Genomic DNA, 21,234 nt, shown 5'->3' on the forward strand with positions numbered 1-21,234 from the left:
ATGCGCAGGCCCGATCCGGCCGTGAGAAGGATGCGTTCCATGGCGGACGCTGAATCCCCGGCTGCCTTCGACATCGAGGCGCAGCGTGCTCAGATCCGACGCGCACAGGAAGCGACCGACAGGTTCGTCGCCGAGCAGCACGCGCTCATGGTCGAGGCGGCCAAGCTCAACCGCGACCGGACTCTGGCGCCCTGGCAGGTCGCGCTCTCGGGCATGGCCGCGGGCGCGGCCTTCTTCGGCGCCGGCGCCGCCTTCATCAAGCTGCTCGGCGCGTGACGAACACCACCGCTCCCGTCCTCGACAGGCGCGGGCCGCCACGCTAGGTCAGCCGCGATTATTCAGCGCGCGATCGGAGCGCGCAGCAACGAGGGACCCGCGATGATCCAGGTCGGCGACCACCTGCCCCAGGCGACCTTCCGGGTGACCGGCCCCGAGGGCCCGCTCGCCCGCACCACCGACGACGTGTTCAAGGGCCGGCGCGTGGTGCTGATCGGCGTGCCCGGCGCCTTCACGCCGAGCTGCCACCGCAACCACCTGCCGGGCTTCGTCACCAAGAAGGACGAGATCCTGGCCCGCGGCGTCGACGCCATCGCGGTCACCAGCGTCAACGACGTGTTCGTGCTCGACGCCTGGTCGAAGGCCAGCGGCGCCGAGGGCATCGAGTTCCTGGCCGACGGCAATGCCGATTTCGCCAAGGCCATCGGCCTGGAGATGGACGGCACCGGCTTCGGCCTCGGGATGCGCTCCAAGCGCTACTCGATGCTGGTCGAGGACGGCGTGGTGAAGATCCTCAACGTCGAGGAGACTCCCTCGAAGGCCGAGGCGTCCGGCGCCGAGGCTCTGCTCAAGGTCCTCTGAGGCCATCGGGGCTTCGCGCCTCGAGCCCCCGCCAAAGGGCTGAGCCCTTTGGGATCCCGGGACCGGTCTCGCTAGAGCATCGTCCCGAAAGGTGGCCGCCGGCTTTCGGAAAAATACGATGCCAATCAAAAAGCTAGCGCGTCGTGCCGGTTCCGATATCCGGCACGACGCGCTAGCCGCGATGCGCGCCGGCGAGGTCGATGTCGTCCAGCGCGTCGTGATGCAGGAGCAGCACGCCGGTCGCCGCCGCCAGGCGGCGGGCCGCCGGCGTGAAGCCGGCATTCGAGACCACCGCGGCCCGGTCGCCCGCCCAATAGCGTAGGGCGGCGGCCGCCTCCTGCACGGCGGCGTTGCCCACGGGTTTCGCCAGCCGCTTGCACTGGACGATCAGGCGCAGCCCGTCCCGCACCGCCACGATGTCGGCGCCCTGGTCGCCGCTCGGCGGGGTCCGATGCGCCCGCCAGCCCGCCCGGGCCAGGCGCTCGGCGCAGTAGCGCTCGTAATCGATCCCGTCGCCCGGCGCCTCGTCCTCCTCGGGCAGCGCGACGGCGGCGGCCTCCGCCTCGACGATCGCCAGCATCCGGGCGCGCTCCGACTCGGCGAGGTCGGCAAAATGCGGCCCGATCTGCGGCAGCACGGTCCGGTCGAGAAAATAGGCCCGCTCCCGCAGCCAGCCGTCCTCGATCCGGTTGCCGTAGGCATCGGAAAAGCTCTCCTGACGCCGCCGCAGCGCCAGGGTCTCGCCATGGGCCCGGGCGATCCGGCGCACCCGCGCCCGGAACCGCCGCGGCCGTCCGAGATGACGCATCAGCACCAGCGTGAGCGCGAGCCCCGTGGCCGCGAAGGCGGGCGGTCCGTACCAGAGCCCGAACGGGCAGCCGAGCGCGGCCGTCCAGAACAGGCGGGCGACGGGGTTGGGCTTGCCGGGCATCGGGTCTCGGGTCGCGGATGAGCCCGTCGACCCTGGCAAGCGCCCCTTGCCCGATGCTGAATCCCGGCGGGAAAGCTGTGGATGCAGGCCCGCGGGCCTAATCCTTCTGGCCCTTCCGGCGCTGGTGGCCGAGGCCCATGCTCTTGGCGAGGCTGGAGCGGGCGGCGGCGTAGTTCGGCGCCACCATCGGGTAGTCGGGGGCCAGCCCCCATTTCTCCCGGTAGGCCTCAGGTGTCATGTTGTAGTGCGTGCGCAGGTGCCGCTTGAGCGACTTGAACTTCTTCCCGTCCTCCAGGCACACGATGAAATCGGGCTGGACCGAGCGACGGACCGACACGGCCGGCCGGAGCTCTTCCACCGGCGGGGCCGGCGGCTGGCTCAGCCCATGCAGGGTCGCGTGAACCGCGGCGATCAGCCCGGGCAGCTCCGGCACGGGCACCGGATTGTTGCTCACGAAAGCCGACACGATGTCGACGGACAGGGTGAGATAATCCAGGTCCTCTCCGACCGTGGCGTCCATTCCGAAACCTCCCGTCGCTTTGTCTCGGTCGCCATCATTCGGATTGGGCGGCCGGAATCTGTGTCTGCCCGAACCGATACAGGGCTATAATCGCGCAGGTACTATGATGTGGTCAATTTAAGAGCAAGACCAATTTTATAACTGATCACAACAGTCCGCATAATGGCGGCATGCATTGTCGTATACTACACAAACCGCCGTGTTCCCGGTCTCTTTTGAGGTAGCCGCGACAGTGGTCGCGACTGCATCGGTGCATCCGGGCGTTGCACGCGCGGGAGATTGTGCCATCTGGTAGGGCGACGGGGGCGCTCGCGGGCGCCGCGCCCCACGCCTTACCCAAGCGCGTCACCAGGCGAGGGGCATCACCATGCGCGCGCGCAGAACCGAGCCGGCGGCGCCGTGAGCACCTACCGCTTCGACAAGCTCCTCGCGCCGCGCTCGGTCGCGCTGGTCGGGGCCGTGGCGCGGGAGGGCTCCCTCGGGCGCAGCGTGCTCGACAGCCTGCGCCGGGCGGGCTTTCCCGGCGCGATCCTGCCGGTCCAGCCCGATCATGAAACCGTGGACGGCCTGCCCTGCGTGAAGCGGGTCGCCGACCTCGCCACCGTGCCGGACCTCGTCCTGATCGCGGTGCCGCCGCCGAGCGTGCCCGAGGTGGTCGCCCAGGCCGCCGCGATCGGTGCCGGGGCTGCCGTGATCCTCACCGCCCGGCTCGGCCGCGGGCCGGACGATCCCGGGCCGGTGGCGCACCGGATCGCCCGGGCGCAGGGGCTGCGCCTGCTCGGCCCCGACAGCGCCGGCCTCGTGGTGCCCGCCGCCAAGCTCGATGCCAGCCTGTTCGCCCATAGCCCCACGGCCGGGGATCTGGCGCTGGTCTCGCAATCCGGCACGGTGGCGGCGGCCATCGTCGAATGGGCGGCCCGGCACGGCACCGGCTTCTCCGCGGTGCTATCGCTCGGCAGCGTGCTCGATATCGGTGTCGCGGACTGCCTCGATTATTTCGCCGCCGATCATCGCACCCGGGCGATCCTGCTCTGCCTCGACCGGGTGGCCGATGCCCGAAGGTTCATGTCGGCGGCCCGGGCCGCCGCCCGCGCCAAGCCCGTGGTGGTGCTTCGCGCCGGCCGCCACCGGCCGGACAGGCGGGCCGCCGTGACCCATACCGGCGCCCTGGCCCGGCCCGACGCCGTCTACGCCGCGGCCTTCCGGCGGGCCGGCCTGCTCGCCGTGCCGGACCTCGACGCCATGTTCTCCGCGGTCGAGGCCCTGGGGCGCCAGCGCCCGTTCCCCGGGGACCGGCTGGCGATCCTGACCAACGGCCGCGGCATCGGCCTGCTCGCCGCCGACAAGCTCACCGACCGCGCGGGCATCCTGGCGGAGATCCCCGCGGCCGAGGGCCAGCCGGCCGGAAACCCGATTGATCTCGGCATCGATGCCGGCGGCCCGGCTTTCTCGGCCGCCCTGGCGCCGCTGCTCGCCGACCGGACGAGCGACGCGGTGCTGGCGATTCACGTCCCCACAATCCGGTCGGAGGCCGGCGCCGTGGCCGGGGCGATCGCCGAGACGGTCACGCGCGCCCGCGCCGGCCAGACCCGCAAGAAGCCGGTCTTCGCGGTGTCGCTCGGCGATGCCGAGGCGGCGCGCGCCGCCTTCGCGGGGGCCGGGATCCCGCATTTCGCCACCGATTCCGAGGCGATCGAAGGGTTCCTGCACCTCGTGCGCTACCGCGAGGCGCAGGACGACCTGATGCGCACGCCGGATTCCCTGCCGCGGGATTTTTCCCCCGACATGGCCCGGGCGCGCTCGATCATCGCCGCCGCCCTGCGCCAGGGGGCGGCCTGGCTCGATCCGGTCGCCGTGAACGGGCTCTTGGAGGCCTACGGCATCCCCACCGTGCCGATCACCCTCGCCCCCGACCAGGACGCCGCCGCGGCCGCCGCCTGGCCGATCATCGCGGCGGGCGGCACCGTGGCGCTCAAGGTCGTCTCGCCCGACGTGGTGCACAAATCCGATATCGGCGGCGTCCATCTCGACCTGACCAGCGAGGCCGATGTCCGCGAGGCGGCGCGCAGCATCCTGGCCCGCGCCCGGCGGGAGCGGCCGGATGCCCGGGTCACCGGCTTCGCGGTGCAGCCGATGGTCCGCCGGGGCCAGCGCCGGGAGCTGATCGCCGGCCTCGCCGAGGATGCGGTGTTCGGCCCCGTGGTGGTGTTCGGCCGGGGCGGTACGGCGGTGGAGGTGATCGACGACCGCGCGCTCGGCCTGCCGCCCCTCGACCTGGCGCTGGCCCGCGACCTGATCGGCGGGACCCGGGTCGCCCGGCGCCTGGAAGGCTATCGCGACGTGCCGCCCGCCGATATAGGCGCCATCGCTCTGACCCTGGTGAAGCTCTCTCAGCTCGCCGCCGACCTGCCGCAGGTGCGCGAGCTCGACATCAACCCGCTCTTGGCCGACGAGACCGGCGTGCTGGCCCTCGATGCCCGCGTGCGGATCGGGCGCGCCGAGCGGGGACGCCACGGCCGCGGCCACCCGCGCTTCGCGATCCGCCCCTATCCGGCGGAATGGGTCCGCACCCTCAAGCTCAAGGACCGCACGATCCGGGTGCGTCCGGTGCGCCCCGAGGACGAGGGCCTGTTCCTCACCTTCTTCGAGGGCCTCGACCCGGAGGATCTGCGGCTGCGCTTCTTCGGGCCGGTGCGCGCCTTCAGCCACGCCTTCCTGGCCCGGCTGACGCAGCTCGACTACGCCCGGGCCATCGCCTTCGTGGCGACCGAGGTCGACCCGGAGGGACGCGAGCGCATGCTCGGCGCCGTCCGCCTGCATGCCGACGCCAACCACGAGAGCGGCGAATACGCCATCGCGGTCGGCCGCGACGCGCGGGGCACCGGCCTCGCCTTCGCGCTGATGCGCCTGATGATCGACTGGGCCCGCTCCGAGGGCATCGGCCGGGTCGAGGGCATGGTGCTCGCCGAGAACCGCCCGATGCTGGCCGTTTGCCGCCGGCTCGGGTTTACGCAGGGGCGGGACCCGGAGGATCCGGGGCTGGTGAACGTGAAGCTGGAGCTTGGGGTGGGGTAGGAGGCGGCACGGGCAGCGGCCCCATGCCCGAGAGGGGCCGAATGCGCGGGCAGAGTCCTTCTCAGAGAGCCTGCTGCTTCTAAGGCGCACTCGGATCTTCGATGCACCACCGGCGGCCGGGTAAACACCCCGTCATCCCGGGGCCGCGCAGCGGAGCCCGGGATCCATAACCACTGAGTGATCAATAGCTTGCACCGTCGGCGGCTCTGGATTCCGGGCTCGCCTGCGGCGCCCCGGAATGACAAGGCGGGAGAAATCGGCCGTCGATTGAACCCTTACGCTCTGGAGCGAACGCGATCTCCTGACGCGATGCGCCCGATCAAGTATATTCTCCCACGGATTGCGGTTTGCCGAGGGTACCAAGCCGCCGGCAGGACCGACTTCAGCGCGACGGCTGAGGCGTTTCCGGGTTGAGCCCCTCAGTGGCCGGCTTCACGGCCGTCACCTTGCTCGCCGCCGCCTTGGCCGCAGCGGGCTTCGCCACGGCAGCCTTAGGCGCCGCCGGCTTGACCGCTGCGGGCTTCGGCGTCGCCACGGGCTGCGCCGCGCCGGCCGGTTGGATCGCCCCCGTGGCGGCGGGCTCCGGCGCTGGGGCCGGCGTGTCGAGGTTGTAGATGTCATCGCGAAAATGCGCCCTCCCGTCCGGGGTGGCGTAGCCGGTGAGGTACACGAAGGTCACCGGCACCGGCTTAACCAGCTTGATGTCGCGCCGCTCGCCGTCGGCGATGCCGGTCTCGATCTCGATCGGGCCCCAGCTCGTGCCGGGCCCGTTCGGGCCGTCGGTGCCCTGTAGCAGCCAGCCGACCAACTCCTTGACCTGCCCGACCCGGACGCAGCCGTGGCTGTGGAAGCGCACCGCGGCGGAGAACAGGGATTTCGCCGGGGTATCGTGCATGTAGACGGCAAAGCGGTTCGGCATGTCGATCCGCACCTGGCCGAGCGAGTTGTCGAAGCCGGAATCCTGGCGCAGCGTGTAGTTCACCGCCTTGTCGCCGGCCCAGTTGATCTTGGTCGGGTCGACCTCGCCGGTGGGCCCGAGAATGCGGATGTGGTTCCGGGCGAGGTAGCCCGGGTTCTTGCGCATCTGCGGGATGATCTCGTTCTTCACCACCGAGGCCGGCACGGTCCAGGTCGGGTTGAAGTTGATGTCGGTGATCCGGGTCTCCACCGTGGGTGTCGCCTTGTCGGGGGAGCCGACCACCGCGACGTAGCGGCGGGCCACCGCGCCGTTCTCCACCGCCTCGACATTCGCCGAAGGGATGTTGACCACGACGTAGCGCTCGCCGAACGGGAATTTCGAGCCTATCAGCCGGGACGCGGAGGCCGCGAGCTGACGCTGGCGGGTGGCGGCCGGCACGTTCAGGGCGTTGATCGTGAGCCGGCCAAGGATCCCGCTATCGGGCAGGCCGTGGCGGCCCTGAAACGCGGCGATCGCGGAAACCAGCGGCGGGTCGAGGCGGTCGCTGGGCGGCGCATCCGCCGGCAGGTCGCCGGTGAGGGTCAGGTGATGGCGCAGGGACGGGATCGCCGGGCTGCGCTCCCCGGGCTTCAGGCGGATGAGGTCGTCGGGCAGCCGCTCCCAGCCCCCGGCCTCCGCGAAAGCGGCGTAGCGGTCGGCGACCTTTAGCGTGTCCAGGAAGGTGCGGGCGGTGAGCGTCGGGGTCGGGTCGGTGGAGACCTTGGCGTAAACGAGCGGCGCCGGCTCCCGCGACTTTTTGGGAGCCTCCGGCGGCTTCGCCTCGGAACTCTTCGCCTCAATCGGACGGGATTCTGAAGTCTTCGAAGAATCCAGGGGCTTGGGCTCGGAAATCTTCGAAGGTTCCGGGGCAGCCGCCGGCGGCACCGGGACCGGCACGGCGAGGGGCGGGACCGGGGCGGAGGCGGGGCCGGCCGGCCCGGCCGGGATCGCCTGCGCCAGCGCGCCGACGGGGCCGCCGAGCAGTGCCAGCACCGAGAGACCCGCGCCGAGGCGGGCGGACAGGCGGAAACGGGCCGGGACCATACGCAACACTCCCGACAGCGCCCGGGGCGGCGCGGTCGGGCGGGATGATGGGGCGGCACGGTTACCAATCTCCTCCGGTCGATCCGGCTGGCCGAGGGCGCTATTCACCATCCGGCGAGCGGCTTCGTCCCGGGAGCGACCTGCGGATATCGATTCGGATGGAAAAGGCGCACCCTGCCGGGCCGTGCCGTGAAGGACGATCAGCCGCCGCCATGCCGGATTCCGGATCCCAGCGCACCGGGGAGAGCCTGAGCGCGATGCCCTGCACGATGCCCTACTTGCCGCAGCTCGACGGGGTGCGGGCGCTCGCCATCCTGATCGTGTTCGTGGCCCATTGCGGCTACAGCCACGTGGTGCCGGGGGGCTTCGGCGTCACGGTGTTCTTCTTCCTCAGCGGCTACCTGATCACGACGCTGCTGCGGATCGAGCGCGGGCGCACCGGCACGGTCTCGCTCGCCGCTTTCTACCTGCGGCGCAGCCTCCGGATCCTGCCCCCGCTCTACCTGACGCTCGCGGCCACCGGGGCGCTCTACGCGGCGGGGCTGCTCGACTGGATGCGGGTCGAGCCGGCGGCCGTGCTCGGCCAGGTGGTGTTCCTGACCAACTATCCCGGCCTGTTCGGCACCGAGGCGGTGCTGCCGGTGCCGCTGTGGAGCCTCGCCATCGAGGAGCATTTCTACCTGGTCTTCCCCCTGGCCTACAGCCTGTGGCTGGGGCGCCTGCACCCGCGCCGGGCGGCACTCGCCTGCCTGGGGATCTGCGCAGCGGTGCTGGCGATCCGCTGCGTCAATGTCTGGCGGCTGCCCGATTACAGCCTGAACTATTCCTGGACCCACACCCGGATCGACGCGATCCTGTTCGGCTGCTGCCTCGGCCTGTGGAACAACCCGGTGATCCCGGCCGACCGGGCCTGGCGCCCGCGCCCCTGGCATATCGCCGCGAGCCTCGCGGTGATCCTCCTGACCCTGGCTGTGCGCGATCCCGCCTTCCGCGAAACCCTGCGCTACACCCTCCAAAGCGCGGCCCTGTTCGTGCCCTTCGCCTACCTGCTGCACGGCGAGGGCCGGGCGGTGCGGTGGCTCTCCACCCGGCCGATGCGCCAGCTCGGCCTCTGGTCCTACAGTTTTTATCTGGCCCACATGGCCGTGGTGGCTTTGGTGCTGCACCTGGCCCCGGGCCTGCACGGCGTCCCGCTGATGCTGGCGGCCTTCCCGGTGACCCTGCTCTGGTGCTGGGGCCTGTTCACCTGGGTCGAGCGCCCCTGCGCCCGCCTGCGCCGTCGGCTGCTGTCGGACCGCCCGCCGGAGCCGACCCTGTCGGAGGGGGGCCGCCGCACCGGCATCACCCCCGCCTGAGTTTATCGCGCACGGCCGTATGGTCCGGCGCCGCCCGGAAGCAGGCCTGCATCGCGTGCCAGAGCGGCTTGCGCCGGAACTGCGCGTCGAGCGGCAGCGCCCGCTGGGGCAGCCCGTCCGGCCGCTTCCGGTAGGGGTGGTCGTTCAACCACGTGTCGGGGTCGTAGATGTCCCAGGTGAGCACGTCGAGCAGGGCTGGCTCGGCCAGGACCACGTCGAGGTAGCGCCGGGCGAAATCGGCCACCATCCGGTCCCGGGTCGGCACGTCGGACGGGAAGGCCCGGTCGTCGATGTCGAACTCGGTGACCGCGATCCCCAGCCCCATCTGGCCGATCTCGTGCAGGAAGCGCCGCAGCTGGCCCTGGTCGATCGGCACCGTGCTGGTCAGGTGCGATTGCAGGCCGAACCGCCGGATCGGCACACCGCGCGACCGCATCGCCTCGAGCTGGCGCAGCACCTTGGTGCGCTTGGCCTCCATCCAGGGCGCGCCCTGCTCGACCGCATCCTCGTTCCAGGTGCCGGCGGCCGCCGGGTCGGTCTCGTGCAAGATCCGGAAGGCGCGGTCGACGTAGCCGGGCCCCATCGCGGCGAGCCAGGGGGAGTCGCGCAAACCCCCGCCCCGGTCGGGATCGGCCTCGTTGCCCAAAATCTCGTTGACCACGTCCCAGGCGACGATCTGCCCGCGGTAATGCCCGGCCACGGTCTCGATCCAGCGCCGCATGAAATCCTCGGCCTGGACGGGGCTCGCCCGGCCGAGCAGCGGCGCGACCCAGGGCGGCAGGGCCGCGTGCCAGACCAGCGTGTGCCCGCGCATCCGCTGGCCGTTCTGCCGGGCGAAGCGCAGGATCGCGTCGCCCCGAGCGAACTCGGTGCGGCCGGGGGCGGGCAGCACCTCCTCCATCTTCATCTCGGTGCCGCAGACGAGGATCCCGCATTCCCGCGCCACCGCCTGCCGGTAGGCCGGCGTCGCGTCGAAGCGGTGGAACGGCACCTCGCAGCCATAGAGCAGCCCCTTGGCGGTAGCAGCGGCCTGAAGGCTGTCGGCTGACCAGGACGGCTTGCCGAGGGGCCCGAAGCCGGCGGGCGCGGCCCCCACGGCCGTAGCGAGGCCGGCACAGGCCGCCCCGGCGAGGAGAGCCCGGCGGCTCGGCGGGCCGGGGGGTGGAGTCATGCCGGGTCCTTTGTGCGGGGCTTGGAGGGACGGATATCCTCAACGGATGAAGCAAGCTGCCGAACATGCGTCTCTCCGCCAGAGGATTCGGTTTTTCAAACATCTTCAGGGAAGGCGCGGGTTCCCTCTCCCCGCACGCGGGGAGAAGCCCGCACGGACCTTGTCGTCTGTGCGGGAAGCGGAGGCGCAGCCGGAGCGGCGGTGAGGGGGCGGCTCAGAACGAGGCGCGCGCCCTGAACCGCCCCCTCACCCCCGGCTGCCGCCTCGCCGCGCCGACGACGAGGTCGTCGCGGCCCTCTCCCCGCAAGCGGGGAGAGGGGATCCCGCCTGCCGCGCCGCGCAAAACCCACAGGCGTTCCAACTCGCCTTCGGCCCCGACTCGCCCCATCTTCGGGACGCCATCTAGTCGAGGACGAGAGTCATGAGTCAGCATCCCGCCATCAGCCCAGGCCGCAGCGCAGTCGTCACCGGGGCGGCGAGCGGCATCGGGCTCGCGGCGGCCAAAGCCTTCGCGCGGGCCGGCATGAATGTCTGGCTCGCCGACCTGCCCGGCCAAGCCCTCGAGGAGGCCCACGGTGCCGTGGCCGAGCTCGCCGCCGTCGAGGTCCGGGCGGTGCCCACCGACGTCTCGGACCGGGAGGCCGTGGAGGCCCTGGCGGCCCATGTCGCCAAGGCCGGCCCTCCGGCCGTGGTGATGCTGAACGCCGGGATCGAGGCCGGCGGAAAACTCTTTTCCGATGCCGAGACCTGGACCCGGATCCTCGCCACCAACCTCGGGGGCGTGGTCAACGGCATCCACGCCTTCGCGCCCGGGATGATCGCGGGGGGCAAGCCCGGCGCGGTGATCGTCACCGGCTCGAAGCAGGGCATCACCACGCCGCCCGGCAACGCGCCCTACAACGTCTCGAAGGTGGCCGTGAAGGCGGCCACCGAGGCGCTGGCCCACGAGCTGCGCAACCGCGAAGGCTGCCGGACCACCGCGCACCTGCTGATCCCCGGCTTCGTCTATACCGGCCTCACCAAGGCAAGGGGCGTCGCCGAGAAGCCGGCCGGCGCCTGGACGCCGGAGGAGACCGTCACCTTCCTGCTGGAGCGGCTGGAGGCGGGCGACTTCTACATCCTCTGTCCCGACAACGAGACCACCCGGGCGCAGGACGAGAAGCGCATCGCCTGGGCCGCCGGCGACATCATCGAGAACCGGCCGGCCCTGTCGCGCTGGCACCCGGATTTTTCCGAGGCGTTCAAGCGGTTCATGGCGGGGTGATCGGTCCCGTCATTGCGAGCGCAGCGAAGCAACCCAGGGCTCCGCGACGGAGGATGTTTTCCAGCGCGGACGGAAAACGGACCGTGCTGAAATCTCGCTCTGGGGCAGCGTTACTGTCGGTGGGAGCGCTCCGCCTCGCATCTCACCTGCGGCTCTCCGCATCCGTTCCGTCGAGCGGAACGATGTGCCGCGCGGAGCCCTGGGTTGCTTCGCTCCGCTCGCAATGACGGTTGACGCTCTCACTCCACCAAGAACTTCCTGAACGCCCCCGTGCCGAACCCAACCCACCAGCGTGGCGCAATCCAGCGGCGGCAAGCTCGCGCAGCAGCGCAAGCCTGAAACGAATCGCGCGACGCACGATGACGCCCATCCCGTCATTGCGAGCGGAGCGAAGCAACCCAGGGCTCCGCGCGGCCGATCGTTCTGCTCGACGGGACTGCCACCATGCGCGCGCCGGCCGTCTACATCATGGCGAGCCGCCGCAACGGGACGCTCTATACCGGTGTCACCGCGGACCTGTCCCGGCGCGTCTACGAGCACCGCGAAGCCCTCCGTCCCGGCTTCACGCGCCGCTACGGTTGCAAGCTCCTGGTCTGGTACGAGGGCTACCCGACGATAAGCGAGGCCATCGCCCGCGAGAAGCAGATCAAGGCCGGCTCCCGGAAGAAGAAGCTCGCCCTGATCGAGGCGATGAACCCGGATTGGCGCGATCTGTATCCCGGCCTCGCGTAAAGGTCTTATACGCAGCGGTTCCCTGGGTTGCTTCGCTCCGCTCGCAATGACGGGGCGTGGTTCACGGCCGGCGCATCGAGCCGCGACCGTCCTGCCTTGGAGATATGCGCCGCGGACCTTCCTGACGGCCGCCCCTCGTCTGGCGAAGGGTTTGCACCCAGGTTAGGTCAGTGCGGCGCGGTCGCCGCATTGCAACCGCGCACGACACCAGGGAGCCGCACTCTTGGCCACGATCATCCCCGTCGCCTCGTTCGACTGCGTCGTGTTCGGCGCCACCGGCGATCTCACGGCGCGCAAGCTGCTGCCAGCCCTGTTCTACCGGTTCCGGGACGGTCAGATCCCGCAGACCAGCCGCATTATCGGCGCCTCGCGCTCGGACCTGTCGACCGACGCGTTTCGGGAGCATGCCCGGGACGCGCTCAAGCGCTTCGTGCCCGCCACCGACCTGACGGAGGACGTGCTCCACAAATTCCTCGACCACGTGGATTACGTGGCGGTGGACGGCGCCGGCGAGAGCGGCTGGGCCGATCTCGTGGCCAAGCTCGACGAGCGGCCCGACCAGGTGCGGCCCTATTACCTCGCCACCTCGCCCGACCTCTACGGCTCGATCTGCCGCAACCTCGCCTCGCACGGGCTCGTCGGCGAAAAGTCCCGGGTCGTGCTGGAGAAGCCGATCGGGAAGGATCTGAAATCGGCCCGCGCCATCAACGATGCGGTCGGCGAGGTCTTTCCCGAATCGCAGATCTTCCGGATCGACCACTATCTCGGCAAGGAGACGGTGCAGAACCTGCTCTCCTTGCGGTTCGCCAACACCATCTTCGAGCGGCTCTGGACCTCGGACGTGATCGACCACGTCCAGATCACCGTGGCCGAGACGGTCGGCGTCGAGGGCCGGGCCGGCTACTACGACACGTCCGGCGCCATGCGCGACATGCTGCAGAACCACATGCTGCAGCTCCTGTGCCTCACCGCCATGGAGAGCCCGCTCAACCTCGAGGCCAACTCCGTGCGCGACGAGAAGCTGAAGGTGCTGCGCGCCCTCAAGCCGATCACCGCCCACGACATCCAGACCGTGACCGTGCGCGGCCAGTACGTGGCCGGCGCCGTCGACGGCAAGCCGGTGGAGGGCTACCTGACCGAGCTCGGCCACGAGAGCCGGACCGAGACCTTCGTGGCGATGAAGCTCGAGGTGCAGTCCGGGCGCTGGGCCGGGGTGCCGTTCTACCTGCGCACCGGCAAGCGCCTGCCGCAGAAGCTGTCCGAGATCGTCGTGCAGTTCCGGGCCTCGCCCTTCTCGATCTTCCCCGAGGAGGCGTTCGGCCGCGAGCCCAACCGCCTCGTCATCCGCCTGCAGCCGCAGGAAGGCATGAAGCTCGAGGTGATGACCAAGGATCCGGGCCCCGGCGGCCTGCGGCTGCGCCCCACCGACCTCGACATCTCCTTCGAGGAGACCTTCAAGCAGCGCTATCCGGATGCCTACGAGCGGCTGCTGATGGACGTGGTCCGGGGCAACGCCACCCTGTTCATGCGCCGCGACGAGGTCGAGGCCGCCTGGGCCTGGGCCGACGGCGTGCTCAAGGCCTGGGCCGACCGCCCGGAGGCGCCGCGGCCCTATCCGGCCGGGAGCTGGGGCCCCACCGCCGCCATCGCCCTGATCGAGCGCGACGGCCGGACCTGGCACGAGGAGCTGCGGTAACGCGGCCTCTCGAGCTTACGGCCAAGCTGCCTTGATACGGTCAAGCCGGATGCGGAAGCTGTCCCTGCTGCCGGTCACCGCCCCCCGAGAGGGCGGGCCCGGCCTCGCACGAGGGATCATTCGCATGCAGGACTCGAAGCAGGATTTCGCCGTCTCGGCCGAACGCCGCCTGGAACGCTCGGTCGATTCTGCTCTGCGCGTCATCGCGGCCGCCCATGTCGAGCGGCAGGCCCCGCCGGTCTCCGCCGCCCGCCGCCGCCTAAGCGAGGTCTACGGCGCCACCCGCCTGGCGAAACGCCTGGAGCGCGAGCGGCGCAGCGCCTGAGGCGGGGTCAGACGGCCGCGTCCCAGGTCTCGCTCAATGGAGTCGTCCCGCGCACCAGCCGCGCCCGCAGGACGATATCGCCCGCCGGCATCGGCTGGGGCGGGCGCCATTCCACGTAGATGCGCCAGCCGCCGGTCTGCGGCACGAAATTGGCCACCGGCTCGTGCAGCGTCCCGGCGCTGGCCGAGACCTCCGCGGCGATCGTGTCGTCTGCGCCCTTGGGCAGGGACGGCCCCTCGAAATCGATCACGCAGAGCCGCCGCTCCGGGTTCGGCGGGGTGGTGGGGCGCAGGCGCTCGGCCGAGCCGAACCGGGTGCCGGTGACCCGGGCGAGCGCTGCTTGCGGGATTACCGCGACCGGCTCCGCCCCCACGGTGGTGAGCGTGTAGCCGAGCCGCAGCGCCGCGCCGGGCTGCACCGGGTCCGCCGGCACGAAGGCGGCCACGATGTTGTCCATGTACTCTTCCGCCGAGGGGATCTCGTAGAGCTGCACGGCGCCCTCCGCGAAGGTGCCGGCCGGATCGGGCGCGACCCACAGGCCGGGCCGGGCCTCCTGACGCGCCTCCACGTCGAGATAGGCGGCAAAGTTTCGCTCGCGCTGGAGCAGGCCGAAGCCCGAGAGCGGCTTCGTGGCGAAGGCCGAGATCTGCGGCTGTTTGCGGCCGTTGATGAGGGGCCGCCACAGCCGGTCGGCCGCGGTGGCGACGCAGAGCCCATCGGAATCGTGCACCTGCGGGCGGAAATCGTCGAAGGGCTTCGCCCCCCGGGCGCCGGGCCCGTTCTGGCCGTACAGGAACATGCTGGTGAGCGGCGCGAGCCCCAGCCGCGGGATCGGCGTGCGGGGATGGAGCGCCGCCGTGACGGCGATCCGGGCCGGGTCCCCGGGGCTGATCACGAACCGGTAGGCGCCGGCGACGCTCGGACTGTCGAGGAGCGAGAGCACCGTGAGGCTGCGGGCCTCCGGATCCGGCTCGCACAGCCAATGGGCGGTGAAATCGGGAAATTCCTCCCCCTCCGGCGCGCCGGTGCCGATGGCGAGGCCCCGCGCCGAGAGCCCGTATTCCTGGCCCGCGGCGCGCAGCCGGAAATAGGAGGCGCCGAGGAACACCAAAAATTCCTCCTGGAAGCCCTTGGGCCGCCAGGCCGGCGTGTCCGGGAAGGCGTAGTGCAGGCGAAACCCCGCGAAGCCGAGATCGGCCGGAAAACTCTGGCCGGCGAGCCGCCCGCCGAAATCGAACAGCCGGCTCTCGTAGGGGATCGGCCGGGCCGGGCCGCCGCGCGGCTGGAGATAGAGCGCCACGCGCTTGCGCTGCAGGAAGCCGCGATGGAACAGCTGCGCGCTGAAATGGCGGCCGAGCGGAACGCTCTCGGAAGGCCGGAACACGATGTGGCGATAGCCGTCATAGTCGAGCCCGGCCAGCGCCGGGGGCAGCTCGGTCGGCGGCCCCGCATAGGGCGCGGCCGCCAGGCGCTGGGCCTCGGCCGACAGGGTCTCGAAGGTCATCGCACCGGGATTCATGGCACCGTCCTGGAGGCCACCGGAGGCCGGCCCCTGCGGCTGAAGCGCCGCCCCGGCCCATGTTCGGGCGCCATTCAGATCTATGGCGCTAGGTACAATACTGCCGGCAGCCGCTTTCAGGACGATTTTGAGAACGCGGCGTCGGGAGGGGGGATCGATCCGTTCGGCCTCCGGCTGCCTGTGCGGCCGGGTCGGCTGCGTGTCCTCACCCCGGTCATCGGTGTCCACGCTCATCGGTTCCCGCCCGCACGCGGCGAGGCAGCCGGCAGCCTTCCACGGTCGAGTTCCTCGCGCCATGTTCTCACGGGTCACCTCCTCCGAGCGGCCGCACCGGAACGCCCATCCAGGCGCTCCCGATCCCCAATATTCGACGATCCCAGCCAAGTTGCGCGAACCCGAGGTCTGGGCGACCGGCGGACGGACCCTGCTGGCCCGGCGCCTCGCCCTGGCGATCCCGAGCCTCGCCACCGCGGGCGGCCTCGCCTGGCTGGCGGAGCGCGCCTATCCGGCCGGTGCCAGCCCCCTGGCCTGGACGATCCTGGTCCTGTTCGCCCTGGTGATGGGCTGGCAGGCGTTCGTCGCCTGCCAATACGTCTACGGCCTCGTCGCCGCCATCCTGGGGGACCGGGCGAAATCGATTCTGGAGCGCCGCTCCGAGGCCGCCGAAATCCCAGCTGCCAGCGCCGGCCGCACCGCCGCCGTGGTGGCGATCCACGCCGAGGATGCGGTGGCGGTGTTCGCCCGGCTGCGGGTGATGGCGCGCTCGCTCGCCGAGGCGCAGGCCCGGGACATCGACATCTTCGTCCTCTCCGACACCCGGGATGGCGCGATCGCCGCCGTGGAGGAGCACGAATTCGCCCGGATCCAGGCCTGGGCGGAGGCCGATCCGGCCCTGCCGCGGATCCGCTACCGGCGCCGGACGGAGAATGTCGGCCGCAAGGCCGGCAATATCGGCGAGTTCTGCTGCAGCTACGGCGCCGAATACGCCTACATGATCGTGCTGGACGCCGACAGCCTCATGACCGGCGCGGCCATGACCCGGCTCGTCGGGCTGATGGACGAGAGCCCCCGCACCGGCCTGATCCAGACCGTCTCCTACGCGGCTGGCCGGGACACCCTGTTCGCCCGCATCCAGCAATTCGCCGTGCGCCTCTACGCGCCCCTGGCTTTGCGCTGCCTGGAGACTTGGCAGGGGCCGGAGGGCAGCTACTGGGGCCACAACGCCATCCTGCGGATCGAGGCTTTTGCCGAGAACGCGCAGCTCCCGGTCCTGCCGGGCCGGGCGCCGCTCGGCGGCGAGATCCTGTGCCACGACATCGTCGAGGGCGCCTTGATGGTCCGCGCCGGCTGGGAGGTGCGCCTGCTGCCCGAGATGGGCGGCACCTGGGAGGAGATGCCCACGAACCTCGTCGACCTGCTCGGCCGCGAGCGCCGCTGGTGCCAGGGCAACCTCCAGCACCTGCGGGTGCTGCCCTGGGCCGGCCTGCACGGCGCCAGCCGCTGGCACCTCGCAGTCGGCATCCTGGCCTACGGCATGCTGCCGCTCTGGATCGCCTTTCTGGGGCTGGCCTCCTGGCAGGCAGCCCGGACCGGCGATCTCGGTCTGCTCGCCTACGGTCTGACCGGGCACGGCGCCGCTGCCCACGGTCTCGCCGCCCTCAGCCTCGCGGTGCTGGCCCTGCCGAAGGTCCTGAGCCTCGGCCATGTCCTGGCTTCGCCGGAGCGCCGGGCTTCCTTCGGCGGCACGAAGACTCTGCTCGCCAGCGCCGCCCTGGAACAGGTCGTCTGGGTGTTCCTGTGGCCGGTGCTGACCCTGTTCACCGCCGGCGCCGTGGTCTCGACCTTCCTCGGCCGGGTGGTACGCTGGGAGACCCAGGACCGCGACGACCGGCAGGTCTCCTGGGCCGAGGCGTTCCGGCTCCAGGCCGATGCCGTGGTGGTCGGGGCGCTGATCGTCTTCGCCCTGGTCTGGATCGGCAATGCCTGGCTCGGCCTGTGGCTGGCGCCGCTGGCCCTCGCGTTGCTGGCGAGCCCGGCCCAGAGCGTCTGGACCAGCCGGGCCGATCTCGGCCGCGCCGCCCGGGCCCGGGGCCTGTTCCTCACCGCCGACGACACCGCGCAGGCCCCGGAGCTGGCCGAGCTGGCTCAGATCCGCGGCCTGCCGGCCGCCCCGGCTCCAATCCGCAGCGCGCCCCTGGAACCGGCCATCTGGCTCGCCGCCGACGAAGCCTAAGTTTTTGGGGACCGGGCGGGTCGGAACACGCCCGAGCCGCCCGGCTCCATCCCGCGGTTACGGCCAAGCTGCCACAGTGTTGCCATCGAGTCACGGAGGGGCGGAACCGGCTAAGCGTAGCGGTTTCCGACTTGGATTTGGGGCGCGAGCGTTTACCCCTTGGCGAGGATCGGCACGGCATCGTGCCCCGGTAATTCGCCGCGTTCCCAACCCATTTCGCGCCTGCCCCGAGAGGCTTTGATGCGTCGTTTCCTTCCCGCCCTCGTAGGGCTCATCGGCGCGGCTGCCTGCGCCGCACCGGCGCTGGCCTACGAGATCGATCCGCTCACCCGCCAGCCGCTGAACGACGCGCTCACGGTGCGGGTGCGCCCGCAGGCCGTCGAGACTGTCGCGGTACCGGTGGCCAACGCCTCCCTCAACCCCGCCGACCCGCTCGACGCGGCCGTGCCGCAGATGTCCGCGATCCCGCGCGAGACGGTCGCCTATAACGGCCCCTACGGCGCCGGCACGATCGTGGTCTCCACGGCCGAGCGGCGGCTCTACTACGTGATGGGCGGCGGCCAGGCCCTGCGCTACGGCGTCGGCGTCGGCCGTCCGGGCTTCACCTGGGGCGGCGTGCAGACCATCACGATGAAGCGCGAATGGCCGGATTGGCGCCCGCCGTCGACCATGCTGCGCCGCCGGCCCGACCTGCCGCGCTACATGAAGGGCGGCATCGAGAACCCGCTCGGCGCCCGCGCCATGTATCTCGGTGGCTCGATCTACCGGATCCACGGCTCGAACGAGCCGGAGACCATCGGCACCGCCGTGTCCTCGGGCTGCATCCGCATGACCAACGACGACGTCACCGACCTCTACACCCGCGCTAAGGTCGGCACGAAGGTCGTCGTCCAGCGCTGATTGTTTGGAATTTTTTCGGATGGGGCCGGCCGCGAGGCCGGCCCTTTTGCGTTCAGGCGTCGGGTAGCGTCACCAGCGCGTCGGGGCGCTTCACCTCGATCTCGATGAACGCGATCGGATGCGCCGAGCCGTTCATCACGTCGTGCCGGATGCCGGCCGGCCGCATGTAGGATTGCCCGGCCGCGAGCAGGGTCTCGCTGACCGCCGCCCCGTCATGGACGCGCAGCACCCCCTCCACCAGCATCACCACGAAATACGGCCAGCCATGCTCGTGCCAGCCGGTCACCGCCCCGGGCGGGAAGTCCCAGCGGGTGATGCGCACCGCGGCATCGTCCTGCTGGATCGTGGGCACCGCGGGGATCGTGCAGGTGAAGGCCATGATGGCTCCGGGTCTGGCGGGACGTCTGGATCGCGCCGAACGCCCCAAAATTAAGATGCGATCACCGGCCGAAGAGCCGGCCGGATCCGGACGCCCGATCGATCCGGCCGTGCGTCACGACGCTCCCGGCATCGAGGAGGGGGCACGGGCACCATGGCGGATTCCGATGATGACGACTTCGTCTTCGGAAGCCTCGTAGAAAATTACATACGGGTAGGGTCGCACTGGGATCCGCCGCAGATTTCTCAGGCTCGTTAATCGGCCGCTTCTCGGCTGATCCAGCAGGAAATCGAGGACGGCCTGGATCCGACCCTGAACGCGTCGTGCCCCTTGAGGCGACGCCTGCGCGATCTCCGAGAGCACACGCTCGAGTTCCGCCGCCGCATCCGCGGTAAAGCGCAGTCTCAAAGCCCGTGCTTCGCCCAGATCGCCCGGATCTGCTCATCCGACGCGAAATCACGCCGCGCCGCCTGGGCGCGCGAGTTCGCGAAAGACGCCTCCTCCTCCGGGCTGAGCCGGTCGACAGGCTCCTCCTCGCCAGCGAGGCGCAGGAGGACGCCGGCCAACTCGTCCTGGGTTTCGGAGGGCAACATGCGCACGCGCGCGATGGCTCGGTCGAGAAGCTCGGTCATGCCGTCATCGTGCGTCAGAATCATTGTCGAGAGAAGTCGTCCTAGCGCGGAAGCCTCCGACCCTCTGACTCGTCGATCTCAATGGCAGCCGCACGAGCCCGAGCCGCAGCCTCCGGTCTGCTTCACCGGGGCGGTGCGGGCGGTCTCGCGGTCGAGGCCGCGCTCGGCGAGTTCGGAGAGGTAGGTCTGCCAGCGGGAATCGTATTCGCGGCCCAGCGTGTACAGGTAGCCCCAACCGTAGATGCCGGTGTCATGCATGTCGTCGAAGCCGAGCTTGACCGCGTAATTGCCGATCGGCTCCACGGCCAGGATCGCCACCGCGCGCTTGCCGCCGATCACCTTGCGCTCCAGGGGCGAATGACCCTGCACCTCGGCCGACGGGCTCGACACCCGCAGATATTCCGCCGGCAGGGCAAAGCGCGACCCGTCCTCGAAGGCGACGTTGAGCACCTGCCGGTCGGCCGACAGGCGGATCTCGGTGGGCCACAGATCCTCGTTCACAGGTGACACTCCTCAAGCAACCGGGGTCTGCGGCCCGGGGTCGGCTTGCCCACGACCGTATCGGGCATCATATGCTCAATCATGCTCGATGACATCTCCAGCACGCCGCAGGGGTTTATGGCTGACGCGCCCCGCGCGCCGTCGCCCGCGCCGCTGATCGACCCGTTCCAGCGGGCGATCTCGTATCTGCGCATCTCGGTGACGGATCGCTGCGATCTGCGCTGCGCCTACTGCATGTCGGAAAACATGCAGTTCCTGCCAAAGCGCGACCTGCTGACCCTGGAGGAGCTGGACCGGCTCTGCGGCGTGTTCATTGCCCGCGGGGTGCGCAAGCTGCGGATCACCGGCGGCGAGCCGCTGGTGCGCCGCGACATCATGCACCTGTTCCGCCGCCTGTCGCGCCATCTCGATTCGGGTGCGCTGGAGGAGCTGACGCTCACCACCAACGGCACCCAGCTCGCTCGGTACGCCAACGAGCTGGCGAGCTTCGGCGTACGCCGGATCAACGTCTCCCTGGATACGCTGGACCCCCAAAAGTTCCGGGCGATCACCCGGCGGGGCGACCTGCCGGTGGTGCTCGACGGCATCGCGGCCGCGCGGGCGGCCGGCATGAAGGTCAAGATCAACGCGGTGGCGCTGCGCGACGTCAACGCCGACGAGATCCCCGACATGATCGCCTGGGCCCACGGCCTCGGCATGGACATGACGCTGATCGAGGTGATGCCGCTCGGCGAGATCGAGGCCGACCGCACCGACCAGTTCCTGCCCCTGTCGGTGGCCCGGCAGCGCCTGGAAAGCCGCTACACCCTGACCCCGCTGCCCGACCGCACCGGCGGCCCGGCGCGCTACGTCCGGGTCGAGGAGACCGGCGGCAAGCTCGGCTTCATCACGCCGCTGACCCACAATTTTTGCGAGAGCTGCAACCGGGTGCGCCTGACCTGCACCGGCCAGCTTTATTTGTGTCTGGGCCAGGAGGACTCGGCGGACCTGCGGGCGGTGCTGCGCGCCTCCCCGGACGATGCCGTGCTGGCCGCCGCCGTGGTCGAGGCGATCACGCGCAAGCCGAAGGGCCACGACTTCATCATCGAGCGCCAGCGCCCGGCCGCAGTGCCGCGGCACATGAGCGTGACCGGAGGGTAGG

At 70.7% G+C, this 21,234-nt stretch carries 20 protein-coding genes; 11 read left to right on the plus strand and 9 right to left on the minus strand.

All coding sequences use genetic code 11. The features are described 5' to 3' along the window. Positions 1 to 39: 39 nt before the first annotated feature. Complete coding sequence (locus BM228_RS03175) at positions 40 to 276, plus strand: hypothetical protein (RefSeq protein WP_092037121.1); 237 nt, start codon at positions 40 to 42, stop codon at positions 274 to 276. 102 nt (positions 277 to 378) lie between these two features. Continuing rightward, positions 379 to 858: a peroxiredoxin gene (locus tag BM228_RS03180; protein ID WP_092037123.1), complete on the plus strand. Its 480-nt coding sequence runs from the start codon at positions 379 to 381 to the stop codon at positions 856 to 858. A gap of 172 nt (positions 859 to 1,030) precedes the next feature. Here the strand turns inward: BM228_RS03180 and BM228_RS03185 are convergent, their stop codons facing one another. Both BM228_RS03185 and BM228_RS03190 read right to left on the minus strand, forming a co-directional pair. Further along, entirely contained in the window at positions 1,031 to 1,789 is a 759-nt protein-coding gene (locus BM228_RS03185; RefSeq protein ID WP_092037125.1) for a restriction endonuclease, read from the minus strand. A gap of 97 nt (positions 1,790 to 1,886) precedes the next feature. Next, the gene (locus BM228_RS03190) at positions 1,887 to 2,309 is read right to left on the minus strand and encodes a Ros/MucR family transcriptional regulator (protein ID WP_092037127.1); all 423 of its coding nucleotides are present in this window, start codon (positions 2,307 to 2,309) and stop codon (positions 1,887 to 1,889) included. A gap of 399 nt (positions 2,310 to 2,708) precedes the next feature. Between BM228_RS03190 and BM228_RS03195 the strand changes: the two genes are divergently transcribed. Further along, on the plus strand, positions 2,709 to 5,384 hold the full coding sequence (locus BM228_RS03195; RefSeq protein WP_092037129.1) for a bifunctional acetate--CoA ligase family protein/GNAT family N-acetyltransferase: 2,676 nt from the start codon (positions 2,709 to 2,711) through the stop codon (positions 5,382 to 5,384). Positions 5,385 to 5,766: 382 nt separating this feature from the next. Here the strand turns inward: BM228_RS03195 and BM228_RS03200 are convergent, their stop codons facing one another. Further along, positions 5,767 to 7,386 carry a L,D-transpeptidase family protein gene (locus BM228_RS03200; protein ID WP_092037132.1) on the minus strand — a complete coding sequence of 540 codons (1,620 nt, stop codon included), beginning with the start codon at positions 7,384 to 7,386 and terminating at the stop codon, positions 5,767 to 5,769. A gap of 212 nt (positions 7,387 to 7,598) precedes the next feature. Here BM228_RS03200 and BM228_RS03205 point away from each other — a divergent pair, with 212 nt between their 5' ends. Beyond that, positions 7,599 to 8,741, plus strand: coding sequence for an acyltransferase family protein (locus tag BM228_RS03205; protein ID WP_208611972.1), 1,143 nt, complete (start codon positions 7,599 to 7,601; stop codon positions 8,739 to 8,741). Here the strand turns inward: BM228_RS03205 and BM228_RS03210 are convergent. Then, positions 8,728 to 9,912 carry an endo-1,4-beta-xylanase gene (locus BM228_RS03210; RefSeq protein WP_092037134.1) on the minus strand — a complete coding sequence of 395 codons (1,185 nt, stop codon included), beginning with the start codon at positions 9,910 to 9,912 and terminating at the stop codon, positions 8,728 to 8,730. The genes BM228_RS03205 and BM228_RS03210 overlap by 14 nt on opposite strands. A gap of 421 nt (positions 9,913 to 10,333) precedes the next feature. Between BM228_RS03210 and BM228_RS03215 the strand changes: the two genes are divergently transcribed. The 4 genes from BM228_RS03215 (at position 10,334) to BM228_RS03230 (ending at position 13,929) form a co-directional block, all read left to right on the plus strand. Beyond that, entirely contained in the window at positions 10,334 to 11,176 is an 843-nt protein-coding gene (locus BM228_RS03215) for an SDR family NAD(P)-dependent oxidoreductase (RefSeq protein WP_092037136.1), read from the plus strand. 444 nt (positions 11,177 to 11,620) lie between these two features. Beyond that, entirely contained in the window at positions 11,621 to 11,908 is a 288-nt protein-coding gene (locus tag BM228_RS03220) for a GIY-YIG nuclease family protein (protein ID WP_092037138.1), read from the plus strand. Between the two features lie 223 nt (positions 11,909 to 12,131). After that, entirely contained in the window at positions 12,132 to 13,604 is a 1,473-nt protein-coding gene (gene zwf, locus BM228_RS03225; RefSeq protein WP_092037140.1) for a glucose-6-phosphate dehydrogenase, read from the plus strand. 124 nt (positions 13,605 to 13,728) lie between these two features. Continuing rightward, positions 13,729 to 13,929, plus strand: coding sequence for a hypothetical protein (locus tag BM228_RS03230; protein WP_092037361.1), 201 nt, complete (start codon positions 13,729 to 13,731; stop codon positions 13,927 to 13,929). 7 nt (positions 13,930 to 13,936) lie between these two features. Here BM228_RS03230 and BM228_RS03235 read toward each other — a convergent pair whose 3' ends face one another. After that, entirely contained in the window at positions 13,937 to 15,433 is a 1,497-nt protein-coding gene (locus BM228_RS03235) for an OpgD/OpgG family glucan biosynthesis protein (RefSeq protein ID WP_092037363.1), read from the minus strand. Positions 15,434 to 15,743: 310 nt separating this feature from the next. On the opposite strand from BM228_RS03235, the gene mdoH reads away from it, so the two are divergent. Then, entirely contained in the window at positions 15,744 to 17,681 is a 1,938-nt protein-coding gene (gene mdoH, locus BM228_RS03240) for a glucans biosynthesis glucosyltransferase MdoH (protein ID WP_092037142.1), read from the plus strand. A gap of 240 nt (positions 17,682 to 17,921) precedes the next feature. Continuing rightward, positions 17,922 to 18,581 (plus strand): L,D-transpeptidase, encoded by a 660-nt coding sequence (locus BM228_RS03245; protein ID WP_092037144.1) that lies wholly within the window; start codon positions 17,922 to 17,924, stop codon positions 18,579 to 18,581. A 52-nt stretch (positions 18,582 to 18,633) separates the two neighbouring features. On the opposite strand, the gene BM228_RS03250 is transcribed toward BM228_RS03245, so the two are convergent. The 4 genes from BM228_RS03250 to BM228_RS03265 form a co-directional block, all read right to left on the minus strand. Continuing rightward, a complete protein-coding gene (locus BM228_RS03250; protein WP_092037146.1) occupies positions 18,634 to 18,960 on the minus strand; it encodes a cupin domain-containing protein in 327 nt (108 codons plus the stop codon). Positions 18,961 to 19,074: 114 nt separating this feature from the next. Beyond that, positions 19,075 to 19,368 carry a type II toxin-antitoxin system RelE/ParE family toxin gene (locus tag BM228_RS03255; RefSeq protein WP_092037148.1) on the minus strand — a complete coding sequence of 98 codons (294 nt, stop codon included), beginning with the start codon at positions 19,366 to 19,368 and terminating at the stop codon, positions 19,075 to 19,077. Further along, complete coding sequence (locus tag BM228_RS03260; protein WP_092037365.1) at positions 19,365 to 19,592, minus strand: hypothetical protein; 228 nt, start codon at positions 19,590 to 19,592, stop codon at positions 19,365 to 19,367. The genes BM228_RS03255 and BM228_RS03260 overlap by 4 nt, the downstream gene beginning before the upstream one ends. Positions 19,593 to 19,670: 78 nt before the next feature. Further along, positions 19,671 to 20,093 carry a gamma-butyrobetaine hydroxylase family protein gene (locus tag BM228_RS03265; RefSeq protein ID WP_092037150.1) on the minus strand — a complete coding sequence of 141 codons (423 nt, stop codon included), beginning with the start codon at positions 20,091 to 20,093 and terminating at the stop codon, positions 19,671 to 19,673. 117 nt (positions 20,094 to 20,210) lie between these two features. Between BM228_RS03265 and moaA the strand changes: the two genes are divergently transcribed. Beyond that, positions 20,211 to 21,233: a GTP 3',8-cyclase MoaA gene (moaA, locus tag BM228_RS03270; protein ID WP_092037367.1), complete on the plus strand. Its 1,023-nt coding sequence runs from the start codon at positions 20,211 to 20,213 to the stop codon at positions 21,231 to 21,233. The last annotated feature ends 1 nt before the right edge of the window (position 21,234 follow it).

It is taken from the genome of Methylobacterium pseudosasicola (assembly GCF_900114535.1).
Classification (GTDB): Bacteria; Pseudomonadota; Alphaproteobacteria; order Rhizobiales; family Beijerinckiaceae; genus Methylobacterium; species Methylobacterium pseudosasicola.

Excerpts from the sequence above, each read along its gene's own strand:
- BM228_RS03175 (WP_092037121.1), top strand. The coding sequence starts at position 40 with ATGGCGGACGCTGAATCCCCGGCTGCCTTCGACATCGAGGCGCAGCGT.
- BM228_RS03180 (WP_092037123.1), top strand. The coding sequence starts at position 379 with ATGATCCAGGTCGGCGACCACCTGCCCCAGGCGACCTTCCGGGTGACC.
- BM228_RS03185 (WP_092037125.1), bottom strand. The coding sequence starts at position 1,789 with ATGCCCGGCAAGCCCAACCCCGTCGCCCGCCTGTTCTGGACGGCCGCG.
- BM228_RS03190 (WP_092037127.1), bottom strand. The coding sequence starts at position 2,309 with ATGGACGCCACGGTCGGAGAGGACCTGGATTATCTCACCCTGTCCGTC.
- BM228_RS03200 (WP_092037132.1), bottom strand. The coding sequence starts at position 7,386 with ATGGTCCCGGCCCGTTTCCGCCTGTCCGCCCGCCTCGGCGCGGGTCTC.
- BM228_RS03205 (WP_208611972.1), top strand. The coding sequence starts at position 7,599 with ATGCCGGATTCCGGATCCCAGCGCACCGGGGAGAGCCTGAGCGCGATG.
- BM228_RS03210 (WP_092037134.1), bottom strand. The coding sequence starts at position 9,912 with ATGACTCCACCCCCCGGCCCGCCGAGCCGCCGGGCTCTCCTCGCCGGG.
- BM228_RS03215 (WP_092037136.1), top strand. The coding sequence starts at position 10,334 with ATGAGTCAGCATCCCGCCATCAGCCCAGGCCGCAGCGCAGTCGTCACC.
- BM228_RS03220 (WP_092037138.1), top strand. The coding sequence starts at position 11,621 with ATGCGCGCGCCGGCCGTCTACATCATGGCGAGCCGCCGCAACGGGACG.
- BM228_RS03230 (WP_092037361.1), top strand. The coding sequence starts at position 13,729 with ATGCAGGACTCGAAGCAGGATTTCGCCGTCTCGGCCGAACGCCGCCTG.
- BM228_RS03235 (WP_092037363.1), bottom strand. The coding sequence starts at position 15,433 with ATGACCTTCGAGACCCTGTCGGCCGAGGCCCAGCGCCTGGCGGCCGCG.
- mdoH (WP_092037142.1), top strand. The coding sequence starts at position 15,744 with ATGTTCTCACGGGTCACCTCCTCCGAGCGGCCGCACCGGAACGCCCAT.
- BM228_RS03245 (WP_092037144.1), top strand. The coding sequence starts at position 17,922 with ATGCGTCGTTTCCTTCCCGCCCTCGTAGGGCTCATCGGCGCGGCTGCC.
- BM228_RS03250 (WP_092037146.1), bottom strand. The coding sequence starts at position 18,960 with ATGGCCTTCACCTGCACGATCCCCGCGGTGCCCACGATCCAGCAGGAC.
- BM228_RS03260 (WP_092037365.1), bottom strand. The coding sequence starts at position 19,592 with ATGACCGAGCTTCTCGACCGAGCCATCGCGCGCGTGCGCATGTTGCCC.
- moaA (WP_092037367.1), top strand. The coding sequence starts at position 20,211 with ATGGCTGACGCGCCCCGCGCGCCGTCGCCCGCGCCGCTGATCGACCCG.